The following is a 26,768-nucleotide window of genomic DNA, read 5'->3' on the forward strand; positions in this document are numbered from 1 at the left end:
ACATTTTAGCCAAAATAGCTAAAGAATACGTTATAAAAATGAAATAATCCTTATTGTTAGAACATTAAAATATTACGATAAATGATTATATTTCAAATAGGTTACTAAACATATGGATTAAACTCGACTTAATAATTATATACCGATGAAACTGACAGCCATTCATCCCAAACTGCCCATGCGCAACAAAACCATCACAAAGGATTTTTATCTACATAAACTTGGATTTTCATTATGTGGACCAGTCGATTACGACGGTTACCTGATGCTAAAAAAGGACCATATTGAAATTCATTTTTTTGAATTCCAAGAACTTCCACCCGAAGAAAATTATGGTATGGTTTATATACGCACAGACGATATTGATTGTCTGTATCAATCTTTTCAAGAAAATAACGTTGAGATCCATCCCAATGGTAAACTTGAGATGAAGCCCTGGGGTCAGCGTGAGTTTTCGATTTTAGATCCCGACAGCAATCTACTAACCTTTGGCGCCGATGCTTAAACATTGAAAAGCCCACTAAAGATTGCTAAAAATAAGCGAAGATCTGTGGTGGGCTTGGTATTGTTCGTATGGGTTCTTAGCCAAAAAGGTCTGAACTCAAATAACGATCACCTCGGTCACAGGCAATAAAGACAATAAGGCCTGCTTCGATTTCATTTGCAATTTTAAGTGCTCCGGCAAAAGCTCCACCGGTACTCATTCCGGCAAAAACACCTTCGCGCTTGACAAGCTCCCGCGCAAACTCGGTTGCTTCCTGTTGGGATATATCGATGACACGATCTACCCTGCTCGGATCAAAAATCTTGGGTAGATACGCTTCGGGCCAACGCCGTATACCTGGTATCGAGGATTCCGGAGTAGGCTGGCAACCTACAATCTGAATAGCTGCATTTTTCTCCTTCAGATAGATGGAGTTTCCCATAATTGTACCTGTAGTGCCCATAGCGCTTACAAAATGTGTAATCTTTCCGTCTGTATCGCGCCAGATCTCAGGTCCTGTTGTCTTTATATGTGCTTCATAATTATCCGGATTTGCAAATTGATTCAATATAAAATAACCTTCTTTTTTGGCCTTTTCTTCTGCATAATCGCGGCATATTTCCATGGATTCCAATAAGGTGACTTTAGCGCCATAAGCCTCCATCGTAAGTGTTCGCTCCCGTGTTGAAGAAGCCGGCATCACAAGCTCAAGGTTAAGTCCATATATACCTGCAATCATAGCCAGTGCGATTCCGGTATTTCCACTCGTTGCCTCAATCAATTTGCTATCTTTTGTAATGTCACCGCGCTCCATCGCCGAGCGGATCATATTTAGTGCCGCACGATCTTTCACCGAACCAGCAGGATTATTCCCCTCCATTTTCGCAAATATCCGCACCTTGGGATTTGTATGAAATTGTGTTATCTCGACTAAAGGCGTATTTCCTATGGTATCTATGATATTTCCCATGGTATCTATATTATTGGTTTCGAATCTATAAATTTTGATGTGGCCTGATGATATACGGTGGTATAAGGCTCTACAGAACTTGTCAACCAAACATTCCCGCCAATGACCGAATGATGGCCGATGTGTGTTTCACCGCCGAGGATGGTGGCCCCTGAATAGATAATGACATGATCACCGATTGTCGGGTGGCGTTTTACATTGGAAAACACCTTATCAACACTCAGCGCGCCCAAGGTTACACCCTGATAAAGCTTCACGTAATTACCAATGGTGCAGGTTTCACCGATGACTAATCCGGTGCCATGATCAATATGCAGATGATGGCCTATCGTTGCTCCGGGATGGATATCAATACCTGTTTTAGAATGGGCATGTTCCGTCAATATGCGCGGTATCAAAGGAACACCCAAGCGATGCAGTTCATTGGCCATTCGGAAGATACAGATGGCAAAGAAACCGGGATAAGTACGTACGACTTCTCTTTTATTCTGTGCTGCTGGATCCCCATCCATCAATGCGTCTGCATCCCAGCACATCAATTCATAAAGCTGTGGAATCCGTTCAAAAAACTTGTGCGCTACTTCTGAGTGATTGCAGCTTTGACAAGCTTTGGATTTGCTCAGGAGTTGCTCCAGTTCTAATTCAAATTGTTCAAAAGCGAGCTTCACATCATCGACCGATTTCATCTCGCTAGAATTTCGTTCGGGGAAGAGCACATCCACAATTCGGATAGCCCAGCCACAGATCTTCTTGTTAGAAGGCATTTCTAGAACAGCAAGTTGCTGTTCATAGATATGTTGATAAAAATCATGCATCTTCACTAGTTTATTAAAACAAATATACTATACAATATTGATAGATTAAGCCTTATTATCAAAACTTAGCCCCTTTGACCATCACGTATTGTCCCATGATCAAGGGTGCACATCTTTTAATTTACAGAACCAGACGCTCAAACAGCTCCTTCAATGTTGCTTCGGGGTCCTCACATAATCCGGGATGTGATGCCGAACATTGAATCAGGGTACTCCGCTTTGCGGTCAGCCATCGAAAGCGTTCGGTGATATCCAGTGCAGCAAGTTTGCCGGCATCTTTTTCGCCGTGGCAGATTCGTTGGAAAGATGAAAGATGATTTTCGATCAATTCCAATTCAATATCCGGACAAAGCGACCGTACCTTCTGTTCATTAACAAGATAAACCATCTTCGCAAAACGATACTTACGACAATAAAGAGCTACGCCTACATTGATAAATTCCTCTCGCTCCACCCGTGGTATCAAACGTACCACAGCATACTCATATACGGTCTTTTCTGGCATCTTCTATTTGTTTTACAAAAATGGATGAATTGGCTACACGCCGTTTCAGGAAAGAAACATACACTTCGCGCGCATCGGCTGCAGAGAGCTCACGTTCGGCATCTTCCAGCCATTCATCGGGTACCACCGCCAATATTCCGCGAAATACCGCCTCCGTAAAAACGGAACGGTATTCCTGATCTATTTTCTCCACCATACTTGCATTTTTGAGCAGTACGTGATCTTTAATCTGAACAAATGGTTTTAGGGATTGTTCTTCCCAATTATCCCAACTGTGATGAAAATATAAGGAAGCGCCGTGATCTATCAACCAAAGTTCTTTATGCCATATCAGCATATTTGTATTCCGCACAGTACGGTCTACATTCATCAAGAGTGAATCTAACCAAACAATTTTCGATGCTTCCTCCGCGCCGATAGCATCGACATTCGCGTCAAATGTGATTGCTCCACTCAGAAAATGAAGTCCCAGATTTTTGCCCACACTAAATTTGAGCAGATCCTGAATTTCTTCATCGGGTTCTGTACGGCCAAAGGATTCGTTCAACTCCGCAAATACAATTTCGGGAACTCTTAATTTGAGCAATCTCGCCAGCTCTCCACCGATCAATTCCGCAATCAATGCTTTTCGTCCCTGACCTGCCCCTCTAAATTTTATAACATAACTAAAGCCATCATCGGCATCGACTAATGCGGGTAAAGACCCCCCTTCCCGAAATGGCTGAACATATCGGATGATCTCTACTTCTCTAATAACAGGTTGTTGAAAATCCATGAATTTATATTTTTACTATCTTCAAAGTTGGCAATACACCTTGCAAACTGATCAAACTTATCTAAAGTTACCGCTATTTAAACGTTTGAGGATATGGGAAACGAGAAATTCACGCCATGCACTTGCACGATGCTGTTGCCCCTAGCCCCTGCGAACTTTTAATTGTGGTAATATCCAAAATTATTGTTTATATTTTAGCAATAAAGCACAAATTGTACATTCATTTGACCGTTGGAAGTATTATTTTCTAATTATATTTGTAGTGTAATCACAACTTGTCTCATCAAGTTTCTTCAATCAACGATATGGATACCATTCAGGAATATAACAGTGTTATCAAACATTGTCAGGATTTATTTATTAAAAAAACAAAAGATTATGGAACGGCATGGCGGATTATGCGCCTATCTTCCATTACGGATCAGATTTACATTAAAGCGCAACGTATACGCACGCTAGAAATCAAAAAGGTTTCCAAAGTGGGCGAAGGAATTGTTGACGAATATATCGGTATTATCAACTACTGTGTCATGGCCATGATTCAGATTGATTTGGGTGAAGATGGTGAAGAAAATTTGGATCCAACCTTTGTGAATCAGAAATATACAGAAAAGGTTACCGAGACCAGAGATCTCATGCTTGCCAAAAACCACGATTACGGTGAGGCATGGCGCGATATGCGTGTTTCTTCCATGACAGATCTGATCTTAATGAAAATACATCGCGTCAAACAAATTGAAGATAACGATGGACAAACCCTGGTCTCTGAAGGCATCCATGCCAACTATCAGGATATGCTCAATTACGCAGTTTTTGCATTAATTAAATTAGGAATCGCACAACAATAATCGGATTATGACAGCTACACAGCAGCGTACCAAAACAAATTATCTTTTAGGATTTTGCCGGATTTTTACGGGACTTCTTTTCATATTCTCAGGTTTTATTAAAGCAAATGACCCGACAGGGTTTGGCTATAAGCTTCAGGAATACTTTGAGGTCTTTCATCTCACAGCTTTTAATGAATACGCTACTGCCATCGCTGTAGTAATCTGTGGTTTTGAAATTTTGTTAGGAGCACTGTTATTATTGGGGGTCTATGCGAATACCGTTGCCTGGGGCCTGCTACTACTGATTCTATTTTTCACTTTTCTAACCTTCTATTCGGCATTTTTTGAGGTTGTGACCTCTTGTGGCTGTTTTGGGGATGCCATCCCACTTACTCCTTGGCAATCATTTTCTAAAGATCTGGTGCTCTTGGCGTTGATCCTTATTATATTTTTTAACCGAAAGCAATTACGATCAATTATCAAAGGATCAGGCAATCAATTCGTTGCTACTGTGATTACAGCGATTATCTCTTTAGGTATTGGTATCTATACCGTAAACTACCTCCCGTTTATTGATTTTTTACCCTACAAAGTTGGCAACAACTTACCTTCATTAATGGTGCTTCCTGAAGGCAAACAAGGCGATTTGTTTGAGCAAATCTATACCATGAAAAACAAAAAGACGGGCGAAACAAAAAAGGTCAATGACAAGGTCTATATGGCTGACAAGCTATGGGAAGATGAATCGTGGGAAATTATAGGTGAACCTGAGAGTAAATTGGTCAAAAAGGGATATGATATTCCTATTCCTGATCTCTTGATTACGGATGCTGACGGAGCGGACCATACGCAAGAAATCATTGCTAATCCGTATTACAATCTTGTTATCGTTGCAAAGGATCTTTCTTCGACCAATATTGATGCTATCCAAAAGATCAATCAGGCCGCCATCCAATTAACAAAAGATTATAATGGGCTTCGTGTTGTGCTATTGACTGCTTCGGCATCCAAAGACGCCCAATATCTGAGTGATAAAATGCAATTAATTGCGGAGATATTCTATGCCGATCTCATTCCTCTAAAAAGCATGGTCAGGGCAAATCCTGGTGTACTGCTCCTAAAAGGAGGCAACGTCGTCGGAAAATGGCACTATAATAACTTTCCGGATGCCAAAACCATTGAAGATAAATTTCTAAGTAAAGACAAATAGTACCTATGCCTAAACCTATATTTTTGATTGGTTATATGGGAAGTGGAAAAACTACCCTGGGTAAGAAACTTGCCACTAAACTCGAACTCCCTTTTATCGACACAGATGAGGAGATCGTAAAACAAATTGGCATGAGCATTACCGAATATTTTAGTCAACATGGTGAAGACGCATTCCGGGCATTAGAACGCGAGCAATTGCGTAAATTTTCTGAGAATGCTGCCGTCATATCTACAGGTGGTGGTGCCCCCTGTTTCTTTGACAACATGGAATGGATCAGGGCGAATGGATATGCCGTCTATTTACAGATGTCACCCAAAGCACTTTTTGACCGTCTTTCTCAATCTAAACTACACAAAAGGCCCATTCTAATCGGAAAATCACCTGAGGAACTACGGCTATTTATCGAAGAGAAGTTGAGCGAAAGAGAACCTTATTATACGCAGGCGCATCTGACAATCGACCAATTAAATACCAGTGTCGAGGCACTAGCCGATCTGATTAATCAGCACAATAGATAGACAATGAATATACGTATACGCCACTACTTCCTTTTATTGATCTGCTTTATCGTAAGCAGTTGCTTTCGTAACGGAGCCAATACGGATGGCTTGCCAGTGGGTAAACGTATACAGCTCCAAAATGTGGAGGAATTATATCAGTTTTTGACCTATGATGATAATCGTTATCCATTGGTCAGTTTGCATCGTGGTGGCCCCGCATCTGGATACCCCGAAAATGCAATCGAAACATTTTCCTATAATGCGAGCTTGCAGCCAGTCCTTGTTGAATGTGATGTTCGCATCAGTAAAGACTCAGCGCTGATATTAATGCATGACAATACGTTAAACCGAACAACCACCGGCAGAGGACCTGTGAACGCCAGCAGTTTAACTGAGCTCAAAAAGCTTCGTCTATTGGACAATAACAAAAAGATAACACCCTATAGGATCCCCACGCTCGAAGAAGCACTTTCTTGGGGAAAAGGAAAGGTAATCTTCACCTTAGACATTAAAAATGATGTCCCTTATGAAGCCGTTATCAATGCTATTCGCAAACAAAGGGCAGAATCTAGCGTAGTCATCATCACGTATAGTGCCAACCAGGCGGCCAAAGTGCACAGTCTGGCTAGCGACATCATGATTTCGGCCTCGGTCAATAACCTGGATGACCTTGCTCGTCTAAATGAAAAAGATATCCCCGACAATCGCTTGTTAGCCTTCGTCGGAACACGTGAAGCAGACCCAGCATTAACCAAAGTACTACATGACCATGGAATCATGTGCATATTGGGTACACTGGGAAACTTAGACAGACAGGCCGACAAAAAAGGCTTTCAAGTTTATGCCGGATTTATTGATCGCGGTGCAGATATATTAAGTACAGATCGACCTACAGAGGCAGGGCGAGCGCTGAATTTCTACATCAAGAAAAGAGGAATTACTTCGAAATTTATTCAGTAAGATTCCTGGACTTGCGCCTAATTCTATTCGTTTAATACTTGGATTATCTCGATATATCCCTTCAATCTTTTTTAGCACGTACAATTCTCCCGATCAATTTATAGACCTCAAACCATAACACGGATGCTGCAGCCACGGAGAGCGCTATCCCCAATTCATATCCGCTCAGGGCTGCTACAGTAAAAAATTGGGCGACCGGAGCGACATATAATATCACGGCTAAAAATAGAAGCACAGCGATCGAAATACCCACGAGCAGCAAGTTTCGGTTTTTAAAACTTTCAAGGATACTATAGTGGAAAGATCGGTTAGCATAACTCAGCAAAACATTGGCAAAGATTAAAGTGGCGAAAACCATAGCCCTCGTTTTTTCCTCAGTTCCCCCCTGCTGAACAGTAAACTGATAAACAAATAGAATTCCTATAGTGATTATCAGGCCTTGAACAATGCTTATTCCGAGCTCATTTATACTCAAAAAAGTGTCGCCCATAGCTCTAGGAGGTCGTTTCATCGTATCCTTTTCAATAGGTTCATTTTCATATACAATCGAGCAGGTGGGCCCCATGACCAATTCGAGGAAGATCACATGCACAGGGCTAAAAATCTGCGGAAATACCCAACCTAAAAACAAAGGTAGTGATACGGTCAAAATAATGGGGATATGAATAGAAATGATGTATTGAACCGCCTTCTTGATGTTTGCGTAAATCCTTCTTCCGGCTGCTATACCAATGATTAACTTTTGTAGATCATCATTTGTGATAATTAACGCCGCGGCTGATTTTGCTATTTCAGTACCTTTATTGCCCATAGCAACGCCGATATGGGCCGCTTTTAATGCTGGGCCATCGTTTACTCCATCACCAAGCATCGCCACAACCTCCCCTTTCTTTTTCAGGGCATTTACAATAGCCAATTTAGCATCCGGAAACATTCTGGTAAATAAAGTTGTTTGCTCCGCTATCGACATAATTTCATCCCCGGACCTATTGACTATTTCACTGCCATTGATCGGTGGAGACAAAATACGAATTCCGGCCTGAGCCGCTATTGCTTTAGTCGTATCGGCATTGTCGCCAGTAATTACTTTGACTTTAATCCCGGCATCATAAATATCTTGGAACACTTCCTGGATACCTTTTTTGGGGGGATCATAAAATACGGTCAACCCTAAAAATTGGAACTCAAAATCCTGTTGCTTCGCGGGGAAATTATTGCCTTTGAATTTCGCTTTCCCCACACCCAATAGACGAAAGCCCTGCTCTCCATAGGATTTAACAATAGCCCTAATTTTATCTTTCTCACTATCGGGCAGCTTGGATACGCTAAGTATAGCCTCCGGTGCCCCTTTGGCAGCAATAATCCGATCTTTTCCTGTATTTTCGAAAAGATGGGTCATCATCGGCGGTTTACCATCTAATGGATATTCATGAAATAATGCATATTCCTTTCTGAGGTCCTGTTTTTGCGTTTTTTCATATATTTTATGCAACGTAATTTCCATGGGGTCAAAAGGCACAGGCTCACTGCTCCACATCGCATAATCGATAAGCTCTCTTAGATCGGATTCATCAAACCTTTCCTGATCATAAGATGAATCCGTAGCATAACTATAGAGGTATTTCAATTGCATGGAATTCTCTGTAATAGTCCCGGTCTTATCTGTGCAAATCACTGTTGTACTGCCCAAAGTTTCAACAATACTGCTTCTTTTGATTATAATCCCCTCCCGCATGAGTTTCCATGCGCCAAGCGCCATAAAAGTTGTAAACGCAACAGGAATCTCTTCCGGCAATACAGACATGGCCAAAGTAAGTCCATTGAGCAAGCTTGCCACTAAATTACCGCTGTCAATAAAACTGTATAGACATACGATCAAAAAAATTAGGATACCGACAATGGCCATTGCCTTTACAAATTTTTGGATTTGCACCTGCAATGGTGAAATTTCTTCCTTGATATTTTTTATCGATTCACCTATTTTTCCAACACGGGTCTCTTTACCGATTTTAGTAACTTCAAACACAGCCAGCCCTGAGACCGTAACCGTCCCGCCGTAGACCAGATTATCTTCAGATTTATTGTCCTTAAAGACGGAAAAACTCTCCCCCGTCAACGAAGATTCATTAACAGAAAAATCGTTACTATGTAAAATACGACCATCAGCGTTTATAATTCGACCTTCCTCTGTAATACAGAGATCCCCCACAACAATCTCATGTGTTGGAATTTCACTGACCTTCCCATTTCGAATCACGGTGCTTAATGGTTCGTTCAGCTTTTCCAACTCCTCCAGCGCTTTTTTGCTACGATTATCCTGATAAAAAGAAATTGCCGTAACAGCAACAATAGCGACAAACATAAATACAGCCTCTCCGTAATTCCCCACAAAAACATAAATCATCGAGATGATAATCAACAGAATCAGCATAGGCTCCTTCAAAATATCCACAAGCAGTTCAAACCAGGTACTCTTGTGATTATCGCTCAATTGATTCCAACCATATTTAGCGCGAGAGGCATTAACCTCGGTTGTGGAAAGACCCTTCAGATTATCGGGAATATTATATGACATATCGAATGAACTAGGTTACCTAAATATAATGAATAATTCTTGTATCCAGGAGTTAAATCATCTGTCGACGATCATCTCCTTCACATGTAACATCATGTTACAATCTTTTATTTACAGCTTTTACTTTTTGTAAAAAAGAAAGGCTACATGACTTATCAGCAACATATTAGCATAAAATTTACCTTCTAATACTTTTCTTTTATTGCATATTTCTATTACAATGATATATTTGCGCAGAAATTCATTTGGGGACTTTGAATTTCATATTAGCCAAAAGCAATTTTACGATCATTTTTCCAGTAATGCCAAGACAGCTTCTTGCGATTGAAGTCCTTCTTTGCTACCTATGTTTTCAGATCATGTATAACACAAATAGAAGCTGGAAACTAAACATATTGTTAAAATATTTCTGTACCTATCGTTAGATATGGAATAGCATCTAAACTTGCTGTGGCCTCCATAATAGTATATTAATAATAAAAACAAGATGGTCATCTTAATTGCAGAAGATAATGAATTGATATTACGGACAGTTCAATACAAACTGATCAAGGCAGGTCACGAGGTTATCACTACCAACAATGGAAAAGATGCAATTGAAAAGATTAGTACAATCGATCCGGATCTAATCATTACTGACATTATGATGCCATTTGCTTCGGGGATAGAAGTCCTTTCTTCCATAAAAAAGCTCGAGAAAAAAATCCCGGTTATTGTACTTTCCAACATGGGACAAGAGGAAGTCGTCATTGAAGCTTTTGACCTTGGCGCTTCAGATTTTATGGTGAAACCGTTTAGCCCAGAAGAACTCCTGTTGCGGGTCAAACGACTGACGATTAACAATCGTAATTAATCTGTATGGAGAGACTTTTAATATAACTACGGAATATTACCAGACATCACGATTCGATGCCCGAAGACTTTCCCGAGCATAATTCGCTACTTCATCATTTTCGTCCCCAGTTTTTAAACGTACCTGTAAATTTTCTAGCCAGTCGGCTAAAGCATCTAAAGCCGTTTCACCGTTTCCGAAAACGCCTTGATGCGGATCGGGCCCCAGTAAACACCAATACGACGTTTCTTCTCTAAATACAACGGGACGTAGCTCACGAATTTCAAAAGGTAATTCTTCTGAATCAAAATCCAATGGTACAATTTTATCTTCAGCTATTTTCATCTGTTCCATAACCCATTTCTACTTTTTTTAAATCTTCCTCTGGCCAGGTAAGCAGCTCCTTCAACAGATATGTTTTTGGTCCTCCATCTGCTGTATCATCAGCAAACTGTTTTAGAAATTCCTGCAGATCACCTTCGACTTTTATTAATTTTCCATCTTGAAGAACATCATATCCCGCTGCAATCCATTCTTCGATCCTTTCCGTATTAATTTGTAGTTTCTCCATCTGCTGTATTTTGTAGTATTTTAAATGCTGCTTTTTATAACATTTAATAACACCTCACCGATTAAAATTATAATAGCCATCAATAAAAAATAGCCTGAGCACTATTAAACCTTAAAAAAGCAGCTCTCTATTATAAGAACAATACTTTAATATATATGGTTGATTTTTTTTTTAGATTATCCATAAAAAAATCAACTAAAAAAGAGGTAGTTACATATCATTTATTGTTTATCAAAATATTAAAAAAATCTTTGGCAAACTATTTGTTTGAACAGCGAAAGCTTTCTAATCGGAAGCACACAACTTATATTTTTTTAAATTATCATGAAAAAAGTAATTCTACCTTTTCTAACACTTTTTACGCTACTATTTGTTGCTCATCAGCAAGCAAACGCACAAACTCCCTATCGGACAGCCATTGGTCTTGGAATAGACGTCGGCGATGGTCAAACATTATTCGGTCCACAGATAAAACACAATTTTGGTGGAAATGACGCTGGAAATGCACAAGTATTATTTGGAGACAATATTACTGTTATCGGCGTAGATTATTCATACAACAAACGTATTCCTGGATCTCGAGGTCTTTCATGGTACATTGGTGTTGGTCCACAAGTATCATTTATTGATTATGGTAAATGGCACGACGACTGGTATGACGACTACCATTGGAAAGATGGAAAAACACATACTGATTTTGCGATCCGTCCAGCTTTGGGTCTAGAGTTCAAAATACCTTCTGCACCATTGGCCATGCATTTCGACTGGAAACCTTGGTGGAATCTTTCTCATGGTTCTAATTTCGAGCCATCGCGTTTTTCTTTAGGATTTAAATTCGTTTTGAAATAGCATAACGCGAATACAAATAACAAAAATCCTGCTCATCATCGGTGTGCAGGATTTTTTGTTTTCACCATTAAGGTGTTTTTATCTTTACACCGACAAAGTATGTCCTTGGCATGTTGGGCCCATAAATGTAATTGCTATCGCGATTTTTCCCGGTATCAAAATCAGTTTGATACGCGTTAAAAATATTTTTTACCCCTGCATAAAGCTCAATGATATTTTTGTATTTCGGTAAGTTAAATGCATAAGCTACTTTACTATTGAGCTCCGAAAAGGCTCCTGTCCGTACCATTTGATCGTCAGGAAAATTATCTGCTCCCCCGACATGGGCAATACGCATATTTCCCGTGTAAACATAGTTTAAATTGACTGTCCAGGGTTTACTTGCTGTAATATTGAGGTTGGCAAAACCATATTCGTTGGGTGTCCGCAAAAATGATCGAATTGGAGCTACTCCTTCCAAATACGACACCGGACTATCATACTTGCTTTGCTGCACTGTCAATCCAGTTTCCAACTGAATCTTCTTAGCATAATTTGCACGTAATTCCAATGTTCCTCCGGCTACAGTTGCGTTGTTTCCATTTCGCTTTTCAAAAATCTTCCCAAAATTATCTGCACCGATTTCCTCAAGTACAAATGCATTATTCAGGTGCGTATAAAATCCTTCCAAGGTGAAGCCTGCTATCCACGTTTCAGTTGCTTTGTCGTAGTTTATCGAACCACTCAGGCTTTTTGAACGCTCCTCCCTTAAATCAGGGGATAACTGTACACGCGATACGCCGCCACCAGCAAACGCAATATGCAGGTCGGCGTCAAATGCCTGTGGCGCTCTAAAGCCGGTTCCATAGCTTAATCGAAATTGTGTTGTAGGGGCATATTTATAAAGGAGTGCTATTCGCGGACTGACAACAACTTTATGCAATAAATTATGTTTGTCAACCCGAACACCCGACAATACATTAAACTTAGCCGCCAAATCCCAATCACTTTGAAAGAAGCTTCCCCAATCTTTGGTATGCTGATCCACGAGATAATTATAACTCGGAATTTCGTCATAAACTTTATCAGAAACGTACTCCGACCCAATGGTCAATACATTACGACCATTAAAGAAATTGCGGATCTCATGATTCAATTGAAAACCTCCCTGAAGTGTTGTTGTTTTAGAATCCCCATAAGGTGGATGCTTGAGATGGTTTTCAATCGCCTCAGGATCATCTGGAAATACGCCGGTATAATGTTTTCTATTGGTATTTTGAAAAGCTGTATAGACGATGAATGCCGATTTATCTTGATTGAAGTTAATCTGATAATCCGTGCTTCCCATCCAAATTTTATGATGTCGCTCTTCTGACTGCTGTGTTAAATACGCAGGTTTATCGGTCATTTCACCACCGAACCGATATTCATTCAGGTTGCTTAAGGAGACTTCTAATTTTTGATTATCTGAAAACTGATAGAATGAATTAATTCCTAAAGAGGTATTTTCAATTTTGGGCATTTCAGAAAAATTATCACCATTTGCATCGTAGAAACCACGATCCCGCTTGTTAAAGAAGAATGAAGTTCCGGCATTCCCTTTCTCGTTGACCAATGTTGCATTACCCCCGAGGTTAAAATCATTTGTCCCCCCACCTATACGCTGATAGAAAGAATTGATTTCATAGCTGTTTGCCCGTGGGAGCTTTGTAATCACATTCACCGTTCCGCCAATTGCGCTTGAACCATACAATGAGGAGCCCCCTCCGCGAACAACTTCAATTTTTTCAATCATATTGACCGGTAGTTGCTCCATACCATAGAGTCCCATCAACGGACTGAAAATTGGCCGACCGTTAATCAGAATCTGTGAATAACCACCCTGAAGTCCATTCATCCGCAATTGCGTATAGTTACAGGTCTGACAGTCTGTTTCTACGCGCAATCCGGGTTGAAACTTCAAACCCTCCGAAAGATTACACACTTGTAGATTGTCCAAAGTCTTGCTATCCAAAATATTTACCATTACAGAACTCTCTGTTTTGCGTTTAAATGTTTTGGTACCCGTTACCACAATTTCATCCAGTAAAAGTTCAGCCCAATCTAACTGAATATCTTTGGTCAATACCCCTGGACCGACTTTTACTGAATCACGGAATTCCTTAAATCCAATGTGTTTTACTTCCACTTCCCAGGTACCATGGGGGATACTTTCAACGATATATCTTCCTGAGTTGTTCGATTTGGCACCTATCTGTAATTTTGGAATAACAACGGATGCTGCTCCTAACGGCATACCATTCTTATCGTAAACCTTACCATTAATCTTACCTGTCTGTCCAAAGGAAATAAATCCTGTAAGCACCATGGCAATTGTCAAATGAGCACTGTACACTTTCATCATGTTTTGCTTTTTTATATTTATAAATTTAGATAAGCAAATCTAACAAGTTAGATTAGACTAACAAAATAATTATAATATAATTATTAGACACGGCTAATATTTAATAAATTTGTCTTATGATTTCACAGACCGAAGAGAATTACTTAAAAGCATTGTATAACCTCACTTACCTAAAGGGTGATGCGAATGTCAATGAAATAAGTAAAAGGCTCGACATCAAGATGCCCACAGTAAATAGTATGATGAAAAAACTAGCCGACAAAGGTTTCGTTCATTATGAAAGCTATAAACCATTGCGGCTAACTGAAGAAGGAAAGAAAGAAGCCGCCCTTATTATCCGGAAACATCGACTTACTGAAATGTATCTGGTTGAGAAAATGGGGTTTGCCTGGGATGAAGTCCATCAGATTGCTGAACAGATTGAGCATATACATTCGCCCGAATTTTTCAGTAAAATGGATGAGTTATTGGGTTATCCGACGGTAGATCCCCACGGGTCGCCAATTCCCGATTCTAATGGGGTTATGCCTTTGGAAAACTATGTGTTTCTAAATAGTTGTAAAGTAGGTGATATAGTTACATTAATGGCGGTTCAGCCATCTTCTAAGGAGCTTTTACAATATTTGACAGCGAAAAATCTCGAGCTCGGTACGACTTTAACAATCAAATCAATAGAACCGTTCGATGCTAGCATCACAGTGGAATACAAAGACAGGCCAATAGAAGTCCTAAGCAGCAAAGTCACCGCAACACTACTTGTACGCCTTATCGCCTAAACTAGGAGAGAATGAGATCAAAATGTTATTTTTTGAAATGAAATCTACTGTTATTTCTCTTTGTTAAGAAAACAATTGTTAGATACAACTAACAAAAACAAGTAAATCTTTAAAATGCTAAACCCGGAGAATCTATAGAAATACGATAAATTATCAGTCTCTACAGTTCAACTATCAATTTGTAAAAATTGAGCGTTTATTCTTCAATTTGATACTTGATCGGTTGCCCGGTAGCAATCTCCCGTTCCAATATCTGTTCCGGAGAAAGATGTTCCAAAAACATAATCAGCGCCCTTAGGCTATTGCCGTGCGCAACAATGAGTACATTTTTACCTTCTTTCAGTTTGGGTGCTATAAAACGTTCATAATATGGAATAACACGTTCGTATGTATCTTTAAGGCTCTCACCTCCAGGCGGAGGCACATCAAAAGATCTGCGCCAGATATGCACCTGTTCAGCACCATATTTTTCGGCTGTTTCGGCCTTATTCAAGCCCTCAAGCTTTCCATAACCTCGTTCATTCAAAGCAGCGTCTATAACAATGGGGATGTGAGGATCGCCCATTTCATGCAAAATAATCTTTAACGTATGCTGCGCTCTTATAAGTGTCGAGGTATATGCTATATCAATTGGTTCGTTTGCCAGAGCCAGTCCCGCCTCCCGAGCTTCCTGTTGTCCCAATTCAGTAATATCAACATCTTGCCATCCCGTAAAGCGATTTTCTAAATTCCATTGCGACTGTCCATGCCGGACTAAAAAAAGTTTTGCCATTATTTATCCAAAGTTTTTCTAAACGGTATCTCACTACGCACCCAACATCATATATAATAGCGATACATTCCATTTTGTTTTATTTATACCACTTAGTCCTTGTCTAATCATCTAAACCTGGGACCGAAGTACTTCAATATCCAACGACAGATCCCTTAGTTAAAACAATATACGGACATATTCAGCTCCCCTATTATTTGTATAAGCTTATCGGTTATATCTGGGAACAGCAACTAATTTTACGGTGAAAATTATCTCCATCCTCAAAAAAAAAAAAAATAAACACTTATAAATCAACAAAATAAAAAAATAATAAATTATTTAACATACTTTAATTCTACACAATGTAGAATACATTCTATATTTGTAGTATGAATAAATTATCAGCTACGGAAGAACAATTGATGGGCTACATCTGGGACATGAAAAAAGCTTTTATGAAAGATCTTATGGAAGCGTATTCTGAACCTAAACCGGCGCCAACAACTGTTGCTACATTATTGAAGAGAATGACTGAAAAGGGAGCGATATCTTATGTGCTTTATGGAAATTCGAGAGAGTATTATCCACTAATTGATAAAGACAGCTATTATTTAGCACATGTAAATGATATCGTAGAAAGCTACTTCGACAATTCAGCATTAAAATTTGCTTCTTTTTTCACTAAACAATCTCAGCTGAGCAAAGAGCAATTGGAGGAACTGAAAAATATAATTGATTCCGAAATTAAAAACAAAGAGACATGATGCTATATATTGGAAAACTGATAGCCTGTTCGGGTTTACTCTATCTTATTTATTGGTCAATACTACGCAACCAAAAACTACTGCTATTCAACCGTTGTTATTTACTCGGGATTATCCCCCTATCTGTCATCATTCCATTGTTACAGATCGCTGTCCCATTTGATGTTTTCAACTTACTGAACGACAGAAACAGTGATGTTACCCCTGCGGGGCCGATCATTAAACAGCCCGCAACAGATTCAGCGCTCTTCAATAATTATCACGTCGATTGGTACGATGTCGCTCTGCTGATGTATGTAATTGTCACCATTGCATTACTTCTGAGACAAGTATGGTTATACCGCAAATTCCTATATTATATCCGAAGTGCCACACCAACCCATGAACAGTCCATTTATTGTATACATGGTTTAAAAACACCCTTTTCCTTTTTTCAAAAAATTTATGTTCCCAAAGATGCCTATCAACAGGGCGGTATTGATCAGTCAATTATAACTCACGAACGGGCCCATGCCAATCAACGCCATTCGATGGATGTACTTTTCATACAGATTTTGGGTATATTTTTGTGGTTCAATCCCTTCATTTATCTCATTCAGAAATCGATCCGACAAACTCATGAATACCTTGCAGATAATGCCGTAGTCAAGATTCATGAAAAGTTAAGATACCAACATTTGATTATCGAGTGGAGCATGTCCACCCCTGATATAAACACATTACCGGCCAGTAATTTTAATTTCTTAACAACAAAAAAACGATTAATTATGTTACAAAAAAGAACAACCCGAAGTAAACTCTTGCTAATGCCCGGGCTTACTTTATTACTGACAGTAGCGATATCTACATTGTTTTCAACACATGTGGAAGCACAGAAAACAACGCCGACCACGACAAAAAAAGCAGCGGCTACCAACACCGCAATAAGGCCCGCTGCATCAAAGCAACCAGCCGCTCCTAAAACTAGTGGAAGATCTCCTAAATCACCGACAAAAGAAATGGTTCCGCCAATGATATCCCAGCGCAGGTCTTCTTCCCAACAAGAAGGTAATGTACGTTCCCCGGAACCTCGGAAAAGACCTGCTCCACCTCAAAATTCCCCAAAAATAATCGATGAGGTACATGTTGAGCGAATCAAATTTGCGGAGCCTCAAAAAGAGTCTACTCCATCAAAAAGAGTTTCACCGATAGTCGAAGAAGTGCAAGTAGCACCTAAAATTGAGGAAGTCAAGGTCGAGAATATTCAACCGCGTCAACCAAAACGTATCAATCTTTCTGCGAATGCGACTGTCAGTTCAAATCAAGATCAAAAAGATATTCAAGTTAAGGAGGAAACGCCCGCAAAGATCGTCCTTAAAATGAAACCCGAAGTAGAAGTAAAATCTGTAAATAAAAAATAGATAGCAGAATTCTTCGGAATACAATAAGAGGAATACAATTCCTCTTATTGCGATATGTCTCCCCCTCACAATTACTCACCTATAAACCAGAATGTTGTTTAGATCATTCAAAATTTAATGTACCAACTCTTCTTATAGATAGTGATATAATCTAAAATCAAGTTAAAAACAAACATCAGTATTTTCCAAAATATAATTAAGGATTGGATTCGGGTTTAAAAAACGATAAATTCTACTGTAGTTTATTTTTAAAGCAATCGTTTGCGTAAAAAAATTGTATAAAAACCAAATAACAAATCGGTAACATTGTAGAAGAGTACCAGTAGTATACCAACAATATACTTCTAATATACTTGTTGTATTCATCTGCTATCATTAAGATAATACTGCTACTATACGGTATGATACCCAATTATTAAATTCTGATCAGGAGGAATTTGGTTTTAAATACAAGTTTAAATTATGGAGGCATGTAAAAATGATGAGTTGGCCTTACTGCTCGCTCTTAAGTCAAGCAATCATAAGGCATTTGAGGTGCTCTACTATCGCTATAGCCCTAGACTTTACCGTCATATACTTAACCTAGTCAAAATACCTGCCTGTGCAGAAGAAATCCTTCAGGATGTATTTCAGAAATTATGGGAGAGGCGCGGTGAAATAGACCCCGACAAGTCCTTTCAGTCTTATCTCTTCACTATTGCTAAACACCTCGTGTATGATTTCTTTCATAAAGAGATCAAAAATCGAAATCTAAAAGAGTTGATTATTTCCATTTCAACATCAGACTATTCCCACATTGAGGAGGAATATGCGTACAAAGAGTCTAAAAAAATTGTCAATCAAGCCATTGAAAACTTATCTCCAAAACGCAAACTCATTTATACCTTATGCAAAATAGAGGGGAAAACCTATGAGGAGGTCAGTAGTTCCTTAGGTATCTCCACTTCTACGATCAGTGACCATATCGTGAAGGCTACAAAACAGATTCAGAGCTTCTGTTTGAGCAAGGAAATTACACCGTCCCTGTTAATTGCTCTTATCAGTGCCGTATTAAATCAAAAATAAGACACTCGCTGTTTCTATCGACAAACAGGTCACTCCCATAGGTATTCAAACAGCCCTTTTTAAACACTTTTAATTTTTTTTACTTTTTTTTAAAATCAGAGCAGAGGACAGGCTCTAATTTTCCGTATTATATATAAATAGCTACTCAGTGAAAGATTCAAAACATATAAAACTATTATTTGAAAGATATCTCAATAACCACGCTTCAAGAGAAGAGACGGCGGAGCTATTTCAATATTTTCAGGATACGAATAACAAGGAGGCGCTTGAACAGATGATCGAGAACCAACTTGAATCTCGGGATAAGGAAGAACTTATAGACAAGATGATTTTAGACCGTGTTTTTGGTAAAATTGATCTTGACACGGAACCACAAAATTTCAAAAGTCCTACATGGTATAAAACTACAGGCGTTGCAGCTGCCATCATACTGATTATCTCTATCTCTTATTTATTTCTTAACCGCAGCACATATAATGATCATACAGCAACCATTATCGAACCTGGTCGCGATAAAGCAACACTTGTGCTTTCTTCTGGTAAAACGATCGTACTGGAGGATGTTGCGAATGGAAAATTAACGGAAGAGCTCGGCACAACAATTGAAAAAACAGAAAAAGGCGGAATTAATTATAAAATTGAGGGAAATACCGATGTACGCATCGCTATGAATCTTTTGAATGTACCAAAGGGCGGGCAATTCCAGATAACCCTTTCTGATGGCACAAAAGTTTGGCTAAATTCCAATTCCAGCCTTAAATATCCAAGTGCATTTTCAACCTCTGAACGCCGTGTAGAACTGACGGGTGAAGCCTACTTTGAAGTGTCAAAAAATAAACAAAAACCATTTATTGTCGAAACTTCGCTTCAAAAGGTCGAAGTCTTAGGGACTAAATTCAATATCAATGCCTACGATGATGAATCTTCCACACAGACATCCCTTGCAGAAGGGTCTGTAAGAGTGAGTTGCAAAAACAATACAACCTTACTAAAACCAGGACAACAATCTACGTTAACGGATCAAAATATCGCAGTAAGATCAATAAACCTGGATCAAGTATTAGATTGGAAAAATGGTGATTTCAACTTTTCCAATAACAACTTAAAGGAAATCATGCGTAAAATTTCGCGCTGGTATAACATTGAAGTAATTTTTGAAGGTCCCATTTCACAGGAAACCTATGTCGCTCAAATTTCTAGAAAAAAACGATTAAACGATGTATTAAGAGCACTTCAGCTTTCCGGTTCCATCAAGTATAACATACGAAACAATAAACTGTACATATCGCAATAAACTATAACACACATTAATAACCACTGATTATGAAAGAAACCAGTCCAGCCTAAACATTTCTTCCAAAAAAATAGCCGAAAATGCCTGCCAGCACTCTCGACTAATTTTTTACTTGGAAAACAAGAATTCATTTCAACATCAAACCAGTTAACCAATTTATAAATATATGCATTATTATTTATGTAGTAAGTATTGCATTGTCTTTTTTATTAAAGCTATGCGATACATCGGATCATTATGCAACAGATCTACAAAAGTTGCGGTCCTCTTAACAGCATTTATCTTTTTAACACATGTCTCCTCTGCTCAAAATGTTACCCTTAAACACAAGCAGATTACATTGTCCGAAGCATTTCAAGAAATCAGAAAACAGACTAACGTCGATTTTATCATTAAGACAAGCCAACTCGACAAAGTAAGGCCTATTCAAAACATAGATATCCAGAATAAGCCACTAAAACAGGCCCTTGAAAAATTATTGGAACATCAGCCTTTGGTCTTTACAATTGACAATGGCATCATTGTGATTTCGGATAGAGAAAAAAAAACACCCCTCGCCCCCACCGTTCAAAAAAACGGTAAGGTTGAGATTGTAGGTACAGTGAAAAATGATGGAAACAATCTTTATGGTGTTAGTGTCAAGGTTAAAGACAGCCCGTCAATCGGTACAACAACAGATGGCAATGGAAGATACATTCTTGTGGTTCCCGCAAATTCGACACTAATATTTTCCTATGTCGGCTACGCCAATCAGGAAATTGCCATTGCCGACAAACGTCGCATTGATGTGCAGCTAAGTCCCGATCAGAGCTTAAGTGAAGTTGTTGTTGTCGGTTACGGAACACAGAAAAAAACCAGTGTCGTGGGAGCATTGGAATCAGTAAAACCAGAAACCTTACGTATCCCAACGGCCAATCTGTCCAATGCATTGGGAGGAAGACTTTCGGGTGTAATCGCAGTACAACGTTCGGGCGAACCCGGTGCAGATGGGGCTAGCTTTTTCATTCGTGGTGTATCGACATTTAGCGGAGCCACCAATCCCCTGATCTTATTGGATGGTGTAGCAATCTCCAAAGGCGACCTGGACGCATTGGCACCAGAAGTTATCGAAAGCTTCTCAGTCCTTAAAGATGCTACTGCCACTGCCGTATTTGGTACTAGGGGAGCAAACGGCGTCCTAATTATCACCACAAAAACAGGTAAAGACCTCAATAAACCGCGTATTTCAGCACGTGCACAATCACAGATCTCAAGACCTACTTCCATACCAAAATTTGTTGATGGTGTAAGTTATATGGAGATGTTCAATGAAGCGGTTACAGGTCGCGGTACTGGTGAAATTTTATATTCCCAAGATAAAATAAACGGCACAAGATTAGGCTTGGATCCCTATGTATATCCTAATGTTGACTGGTATAATGAAATGTTTAAGTCCCGTACCATCAACAACGAGCTCAATCTAAATGTACAAGGTGGTGGCAGCAAAATAGGCTATTTCCTCAGTGCAACCGGTAACATTAGCAACGGTTTATTGCGTAAATTTGACCTCAACTCTTTTGACAACAATGTCTCTGTCAAACGGTATAGCTTTCAGAACAATATCAATGTTAACCTTACTTCAACCACCAAAATAGCTTTAAAGCTCAATGCACAACTTCGTGATTACTACGGTGCCGGTGTAGATGCTCCAAGCGTATTTGGCGACATCATGAATGCCAATCCAGTGGACTTCCCTATTATGTTTCCATTTACCGGTATTGACAGAAGAGACGTTCAATACGGAGGAAAAGCTGGTGGTACAGTCAACAATGGTTTTATCAATCCCTTTGCCCGCATGGTCAATGGCTATCAAAATGGTTTCCAAAGTACCTTATTGACTACAATTGATGGAGCTCAAAAACTTGATTTCATTACAAAAGGGCTAGAATTTAAAGCCTTGGTTTCCTTTAAAAACTGGAGCAACACAACAACAAAAAGAACCAGTGGCTACAATCAATACATGATTAACAGCTATGCACCCGATCCTGCAGGTGGATATACCTACGATCTAGTCATGGTGGGGCAGCCACAAAATCTTTCCCTGGGAACCGAAACGGGCACTAGCGGTGATCGCGAAATCTATTTCCAGCCCTCCATCGAATACAATAGAACATTTGGTAATCACACCGTATCGGGTTTATTTCTTTACAATACCACCGATTTCAATGTCAATAATCCGGCTGATCTAATCAGTTCGCTACCGCGTAGACGCCAGGGCATTACGGGACGTGCAACATATGGTTTCGCCAATAAATATCTTGCCGAAGTCAACTTTGGCTACAATGGTTCCGAAAACTTTGCCACTGGAAGTCGCTTTGGCTTCTTCCCTTCCGTTGGTTTGGGCTATGTACTCAGTAACGAAAAGTTCTTCACAGATTTATTTCCTGCTGTCAGTAATTTAAAAATTAGAGGGAGCTGGGGTAAGGTTGGTAATGATCAGATTGGCGGAGGACGTTTTCCTTATCTTTCGGACCTCAAATTGGATGGAGCATCGTTTACAACAGGTATCGATCAGAATACGACTTATACAGGACCTACTTACTTACAATTTGCAAACCCAATGATCTCTTGGGAAGTTGCAGAGAAGAAAAACATTGGTGTGGACCTCGGTATTCTTAACAATAAGTTCAATATTGTTTTCGACCTATACCAGGAAGATAGAACCAATATTTTCGTTGATCGTTCGGCAACAATCCCTAACGTATTTGGTACTGCAGGAACGAAAGTGTATGGCAACGTTGGTGAGGTAAGAAATAGGGGATTTGATTTCTCCCTAGAATGGAACAAAAGTGAAAAAGATTGGGGAATATCTATGCGTGGAACCTTTACATATGCACATAACACCGTACTGAAAAATAATGAGCCAGCCTTTACCAAATACCGCAACCTCTCGCAAATTGGGTATTCTATTGGCACAAACCTAGGCTATCTTGCTGAACGCTTATTTATTGATCAGGCCGAAATAGATAACAGTCCATTACAACAGCTAGGGGGTTTTGTCGCTCCGGGAGACATCAAATATAAAGATCTAACCAATGATATTGATGGTCTAAATCTCATCAATAGCGATGATAGAGTTCGAATGGGTTATCCAACAACACCTGAAATTGTCTATGGTTTGAGTACTTCCATCAATTACAAAAAATTTGATTTTTCTTTCCTCCTACAGGGAGTTGATAGAACTTCTTTTATGATCAGTGGTTTCCATCCATTTGGAAATCAAGGTGTACGCAATGTATTGCAGTTTATTGCCGAGGACCGCTGGAGTCCTGAAAATCCTAACATATTTGCTGCCTATCCACGACTGAGCAAATTGGACAATCTCAACAATACTGAAGCTTCTTCTTATTGGCTGAGAAATGGGGCATTCCTAAAACTCAGAAGTGCTGAGATTGGATATTCGCACAAATTTGCACGCATTTTTCTAAGTGGTTATAATCTATTGACCTTCTCTAAGTTCAAACTTTGGGATCCTGAACAAGGTGGAGGCAATGGTTTGGGATATCCGACACAGCAAGTATTCAATCTCGGAGTCCAACTTCGTTTCAATTAAAACAACTTCGAGATTAAAACTATCAATAGAATTTTAAAATGATTTATCAGATGAAAAGAAAATATATAGGCTACCTTGCATTATTCGCATGCGCGACTTTTTTGACTACCACTTCCTGCAGTAAATTCTTGGATATCGTCCCTGATGAACGTCCTTCGGAAGCAGACGCCTTTCGTGATCCAAATTCAGCCAAAGGTTATTTGTATTCCTGCTATGCGTGGATTCCAAATTCTCGGGTAGGCACCTCTTCCATTGATTTGATGACTTCCGACGAAGTAACAACTGCTTTTGAACATGAAACCTTTGCTCGATTTCCCCGTGGACAATATACAGCGTCAAGTCCTGTCATTTCCTACTGGGATAACCTTTACAAAGGAATACGACAATGCTATATCTTAATTCGCAATGTAGATAAGGTTCCCGGGATAGATCCACAGGAGGCGGCACAATATAAAGCTGAAGCCAACTTCCTGATCGGCTTTTATCATTTCCTATTAGTCCGCATGTACGGTCCAGTTGTTATTGCAGACCAAGAGTTTGATGTCAACGCACCTTCTTCAGCGTATCCGAAACGGTCGACTTATGATGCCTGTATTGATTTTATTATCAAAAAGCTGGATGAGACAGCTGGACAGTTACCTGCTCTTCGAGCCGCGGATGAATGGGGTCGTGCTTCCTCGGTTATTGCCAAGGCGCTAAAGGCTAGAGTATTGCTTTATGCAGCCTCACCGCTCTTTAACGGTGGTGGAGGTGATAAACAGAGCTTCTATGCCGATTTCAAAAACTTGGATGGCACAGCGTTGATCAGTACAACCTTCGACAAAGAAAAATGGCGCCGTGCAGCTCTAGCGGCTAAAGAAGCCATTGATGCAGCTGAACAAAGTGGAGCTTCGCTGTATAAAAACAGTACCTACAACACAGCACTACCAGCCAATCCTATTGAAAAGGACTTACGCCTTACTTTTATTGACAAAGCCAATACAAAAGAAGTGATTTGGGCGGAAACACGTCGGGAAGGTCTTTACGATTTTCAAAATAAATCTACTCCATTTCTCAGTGGCGCACAAGGTGAGTCCTATAATGGGGTATCCCCGACCCTCACCCTGATAGAATCCTTTTATAGTAAAAATGGTTTACCGATTGACAAAGATCCCAATTACGACTATAATGGACGATACGGCGTAACAAATACGCCAAATGGTAATACATTATCGTTAAATCTAAACAGAGAACCGCGCTTTAATGCCTGGATTGCCTATCACAACAGCTACTATGAAGTGGTTAGGGGGAGTGCCAATCAAATCCTTGTTCAGTTTAGGAAAAATGACAATTGCGGTATCCAAGGACGGTCTAATAACTACTCTCCAACAGGATATCTCAACAAAAAAGGTATTGCACCTGAATTGAACCAAAGCAGACTGCAGGTCTCCGTCAATTATCCATGGCCGGTGATACGTCTAGCAGAACTGTACCTGAACTACGCGGAAGCGCTAATCGAATATGGTCAGGATCTGAATACTGCCAAACAATATATTGACCGCGTTCGGGTCCGTGCGGGCATTCCAACAATTGATGTCGCATGGGCTCCAATTGGCGGTGCAAATAATCAGGCAACACTACGTTCCATCGTCAGACAAGAACGTACCATTGAACTTTACTTGGAAGGCCATCGCTTCTGGGATTTAAGACGTTGGATGATCGCCGATCAATACCTCAACCAACAGGCGAAAGGAATGAATATACAAGGAGCTACCGATACAGAGTTTTTCAAAATAACAACAGTCGTTTTTCCACGTAGTTTTAGTCAGCGTAATTATTTAATGCCTATACCACAGGAAGAGATCAATAAAAACGAGGAATTGGTACAAAATCCCGGTTATTAATTAATTTAATGAATTGCACAAGATGAAATACAATATCGGAATATTCGCTCTACTCTTTTTAGCAATAGCGTGTAAAAAAGAAGAAATAAAAATGACCAAACCACCACAACTGGTTTCGGTTGAAGCAGAACCACGCATTGGCGGGACTCTCCTGAAATGGAAACTTCCTTCAGACAACAATTATCTTTATGGACAGATTACATATAAAAAAGCGGGATCAAAAGATCCCGATAAAATCTATAAAATCAATATAAGTTCTTTTGCCGACACGATGCGTATAGATGGGCTGATCAATAAATATGACTATGTCTTCAACGTCCAATTGTTCAATCAAGACAAGAAAACAAGCATTGGCGGAGATATCATAAGCAGCAATAGTGTTAGGCCAATCGTCAGGCCTTCGGAAGTGACCTATTTCCCGAACGAGTTAACTAAAATACAGGTGACCGATAATATGGTAGAAACCTATACACAGGAGAGCAGCGAGGGCCCAAAAAAGAATTTATTTGACGGCGATAAAAATACATATTGGCATACTGCATGGTCAGCAAATACAGCCCCGCTTCCGCATTGGATCCAACTCAATTTCCCTCAGGAAGAAGAGATTGGCGCCATAAAATACTTCTTCAGACAAAACAATAGCGATGAAGCCGGGCGTCCGAAACAATGGGGAATAGAAATAAGTTCAGACGGCAAGCAGTGGACCAGAGTTTTTACATCAAAAGATAATCTTCCCACATCAAATGTTGCTGAAGAGCAAAGTTTGGCTTTTGATAAAAACTATAAGTCCAAATTTTTCCGGCTAATGATCCTTAAAAACGGTGGAAAAAGTTACACCCATCTAGGTGAAATGAATGTCTACCGGATGCGCTCTTCTATCATTGACAAAGAAAAAGAAGCTGAAGATAACTATTGATCGTCATCACAAAGATTGTTTTCTAATCATCACTGGTGCTCAAAAGAGCATGACGACGGAGG

The 26,768-nt window shown here is 39.6% G+C and carries 24 protein-coding genes; 15 read left to right on the forward strand and 9 right to left on the reverse strand.

Annotated features, from left to right (window positions below; genetic code table 11):
* The first annotated feature begins 145 nt into the window (after positions 1-145).
* Positions 146-505 (forward strand): bleomycin resistance protein, encoded by a 360-nt coding sequence (locus tag B3E92_RS22965; protein WP_120335287.1) that lies wholly within the window; start codon positions 146-148, stop codon positions 503-505.
* A gap of 76 nt (positions 506-581) precedes the next feature.
* On the opposite strand, the gene cysM is transcribed toward B3E92_RS22965, so the two are convergent.
* The 4 genes from cysM to B3E92_RS22985 form a co-directional block, all read right to left on the reverse strand.
* Positions 582-1,454, reverse strand: a complete 873-nt coding sequence (gene cysM / locus B3E92_RS22970; protein WP_145328170.1) for a cysteine synthase CysM — start codon at positions 1,452-1,454, stop codon at positions 582-584.
* A gap of 5 nt (positions 1,455-1,459) precedes the next feature.
* The gene (locus B3E92_RS22975) at positions 1,460-2,269 is read right to left on the reverse strand and encodes a serine O-acetyltransferase (RefSeq protein ID WP_075991214.1); all 810 of its coding nucleotides are present in this window, start codon (positions 2,267-2,269) and stop codon (positions 1,460-1,462) included.
* 121 nt (positions 2,270-2,390) lie between these two features.
* Positions 2,391-2,774 carry a DUF3037 domain-containing protein gene (locus B3E92_RS22980; protein WP_075991213.1) on the reverse strand — a complete coding sequence of 128 codons (384 nt, stop codon included), beginning with the start codon at positions 2,772-2,774 and terminating at the stop codon, positions 2,391-2,393.
* Positions 2,752-3,549 (reverse strand): HipA family kinase, encoded by a 798-nt coding sequence (locus B3E92_RS22985; RefSeq protein WP_075991212.1) that lies wholly within the window; start codon positions 3,547-3,549, stop codon positions 2,752-2,754. The genes B3E92_RS22980 and B3E92_RS22985 overlap by 23 nt, the downstream gene beginning before the upstream one ends.
* A 305-nt stretch (positions 3,550-3,854) precedes the next feature.
* On the opposite strand from B3E92_RS22985, the gene B3E92_RS22990 reads away from it, so the two are divergent.
* The 4 genes from B3E92_RS22990 to B3E92_RS23005 are packed head-to-tail and all read left to right on the forward strand — an operon-like array spanning position 3,855 to position 7,052.
* Positions 3,855-4,397: a DUF1599 domain-containing protein gene (locus B3E92_RS22990; protein WP_088163452.1), complete on the forward strand. Its 543-nt coding sequence runs from the start codon at positions 3,855-3,857 to the stop codon at positions 4,395-4,397.
* Between the two features lie 7 nt (positions 4,398-4,404).
* Complete coding sequence (locus B3E92_RS22995) at positions 4,405-5,589, forward strand: BT_3928 family protein (RefSeq protein WP_075991211.1); 1,185 nt, start codon at positions 4,405-4,407, stop codon at positions 5,587-5,589.
* Positions 5,590-5,594: 5 nt separating this feature from the next.
* Positions 5,595-6,110 (forward strand): shikimate kinase, encoded by a 516-nt coding sequence (locus B3E92_RS23000; RefSeq protein WP_075991210.1) that lies wholly within the window; start codon positions 5,595-5,597, stop codon positions 6,108-6,110.
* Positions 6,111-6,113: 3 nt separating this feature from the next.
* Complete coding sequence (locus B3E92_RS23005) at positions 6,114-7,052, forward strand: glycerophosphodiester phosphodiesterase family protein (protein ID WP_075991209.1); 939 nt, start codon at positions 6,114-6,116, stop codon at positions 7,050-7,052.
* A 61-nt stretch (positions 7,053-7,113) separates the two neighbouring features.
* Here B3E92_RS23005 and B3E92_RS23010 read toward each other — a convergent pair whose 3' ends face one another.
* Positions 7,114-9,627 carry a cation-translocating P-type ATPase gene (locus tag B3E92_RS23010; protein ID WP_286898431.1) on the reverse strand — a complete coding sequence of 838 codons (2,514 nt, stop codon included), beginning with the start codon at positions 9,625-9,627 and terminating at the stop codon, positions 7,114-7,116.
* A gap of 487 nt (positions 9,628-10,114) precedes the next feature.
* Between B3E92_RS23010 and B3E92_RS23015 the strand changes: the two genes are divergently transcribed.
* Positions 10,115-10,480 (forward strand): response regulator transcription factor, encoded by a 366-nt coding sequence (locus B3E92_RS23015; protein WP_145328168.1) that lies wholly within the window; start codon positions 10,115-10,117, stop codon positions 10,478-10,480.
* 36 nt (positions 10,481-10,516) lie between these two features.
* On the opposite strand, the gene B3E92_RS23020 is transcribed toward B3E92_RS23015, so the two are convergent.
* Both B3E92_RS23020 and B3E92_RS23025 read right to left on the reverse strand, forming a co-directional pair.
* Positions 10,517-10,813, reverse strand: coding sequence for a hypothetical protein (locus B3E92_RS23020; protein WP_145328167.1), 297 nt, complete (start codon positions 10,811-10,813; stop codon positions 10,517-10,519).
* Entirely contained in the window at positions 10,791-11,030 is a 240-nt protein-coding gene (locus B3E92_RS23025) for a hypothetical protein (RefSeq protein ID WP_070564711.1), read from the reverse strand. Before B3E92_RS23025 ends, B3E92_RS23020 begins: the two co-directional genes overlap by 23 nt.
* 324 nt (positions 11,031-11,354) lie before the next feature.
* Here B3E92_RS23025 and B3E92_RS23030 point away from each other — a divergent pair, with 324 nt between their 5' ends.
* Positions 11,355-11,879, forward strand: a complete 525-nt coding sequence (locus tag B3E92_RS23030) for a hypothetical protein (protein WP_070564708.1) — start codon at positions 11,355-11,357, stop codon at positions 11,877-11,879.
* A gap of 67 nt (positions 11,880-11,946) precedes the next feature.
* Here B3E92_RS23030 and B3E92_RS23035 read toward each other — a convergent pair whose 3' ends face one another.
* Positions 11,947-14,262 (reverse strand): TonB-dependent receptor, encoded by a 2,316-nt coding sequence (locus B3E92_RS23035; protein WP_286898432.1) that lies wholly within the window; start codon positions 14,260-14,262, stop codon positions 11,947-11,949.
* Positions 14,263-14,378: 116 nt separating this feature from the next.
* Between B3E92_RS23035 and B3E92_RS23040 the strand changes: the two genes are divergently transcribed.
* Complete coding sequence (locus B3E92_RS23040) at positions 14,379-15,038, forward strand: metal-dependent transcriptional regulator (protein ID WP_075991207.1); 660 nt, start codon at positions 14,379-14,381, stop codon at positions 15,036-15,038.
* Positions 15,039-15,234: 196 nt separating this feature from the next.
* Here B3E92_RS23040 and B3E92_RS23045 read toward each other — a convergent pair whose 3' ends face one another.
* A complete protein-coding gene (locus B3E92_RS23045; protein WP_070564703.1) occupies positions 15,235-15,810 on the reverse strand; it encodes a 2,3-bisphosphoglycerate-dependent phosphoglycerate mutase in 576 nt (191 codons plus the stop codon).
* 371 nt (positions 15,811-16,181) lie between these two features.
* Between B3E92_RS23045 and B3E92_RS23050 the strand changes: the two genes are divergently transcribed.
* From B3E92_RS23050 to B3E92_RS23080, 7 genes are all read left to right on the forward strand, one after another.
* A complete protein-coding gene (locus B3E92_RS23050; protein WP_070564700.1) occupies positions 16,182-16,556 on the forward strand; it encodes a BlaI/MecI/CopY family transcriptional regulator in 375 nt (124 codons plus the stop codon).
* The gene (locus tag B3E92_RS23055) at positions 16,553-17,956 is read left to right on the forward strand and encodes a M56 family metallopeptidase (RefSeq protein WP_145328165.1); all 1,404 of its coding nucleotides are present in this window, start codon (positions 16,553-16,555) and stop codon (positions 17,954-17,956) included. Before B3E92_RS23050 ends, B3E92_RS23055 begins: the two co-directional genes overlap by 4 nt.
* 462 nt (positions 17,957-18,418) lie before the next feature.
* Positions 18,419-19,021, forward strand: a complete 603-nt coding sequence (locus B3E92_RS23060; RefSeq protein WP_070564694.1) for an RNA polymerase sigma factor — start codon at positions 18,419-18,421, stop codon at positions 19,019-19,021.
* Between the two features lie 148 nt (positions 19,022-19,169).
* Positions 19,170-20,315, forward strand: coding sequence for a FecR family protein (locus B3E92_RS23065; RefSeq protein ID WP_070564691.1), 1,146 nt, complete (start codon positions 19,170-19,172; stop codon positions 20,313-20,315).
* Positions 20,316-20,532: 217 nt separating this feature from the next.
* Positions 20,533-23,907, forward strand: coding sequence for a TonB-dependent receptor (locus B3E92_RS23070; protein WP_070564688.1), 3,375 nt, complete (start codon positions 20,533-20,535; stop codon positions 23,905-23,907).
* A gap of 50 nt (positions 23,908-23,957) precedes the next feature.
* On the forward strand, positions 23,958-25,790 hold the full coding sequence (locus B3E92_RS23075) for a RagB/SusD family nutrient uptake outer membrane protein (protein WP_075991201.1): 1,833 nt from the start codon (positions 23,958-23,960) through the stop codon (positions 25,788-25,790).
* 22 nt (positions 25,791-25,812) lie between these two features.
* Positions 25,813-26,706 carry a discoidin domain-containing protein gene (locus B3E92_RS23080; RefSeq protein ID WP_286774819.1) on the forward strand — a complete coding sequence of 298 codons (894 nt, stop codon included), beginning with the start codon at positions 25,813-25,815 and terminating at the stop codon, positions 26,704-26,706.
* Positions 26,707-26,768 lie beyond the last annotated feature (62 nt).

Source organism: Sphingobacterium sp. UBA6317, from assembly GCF_002440385.1.
Taxonomy (GTDB): Bacteria; Bacteroidota; Bacteroidia; order Sphingobacteriales; family Sphingobacteriaceae; genus Sphingobacterium; species Sphingobacterium multivorum.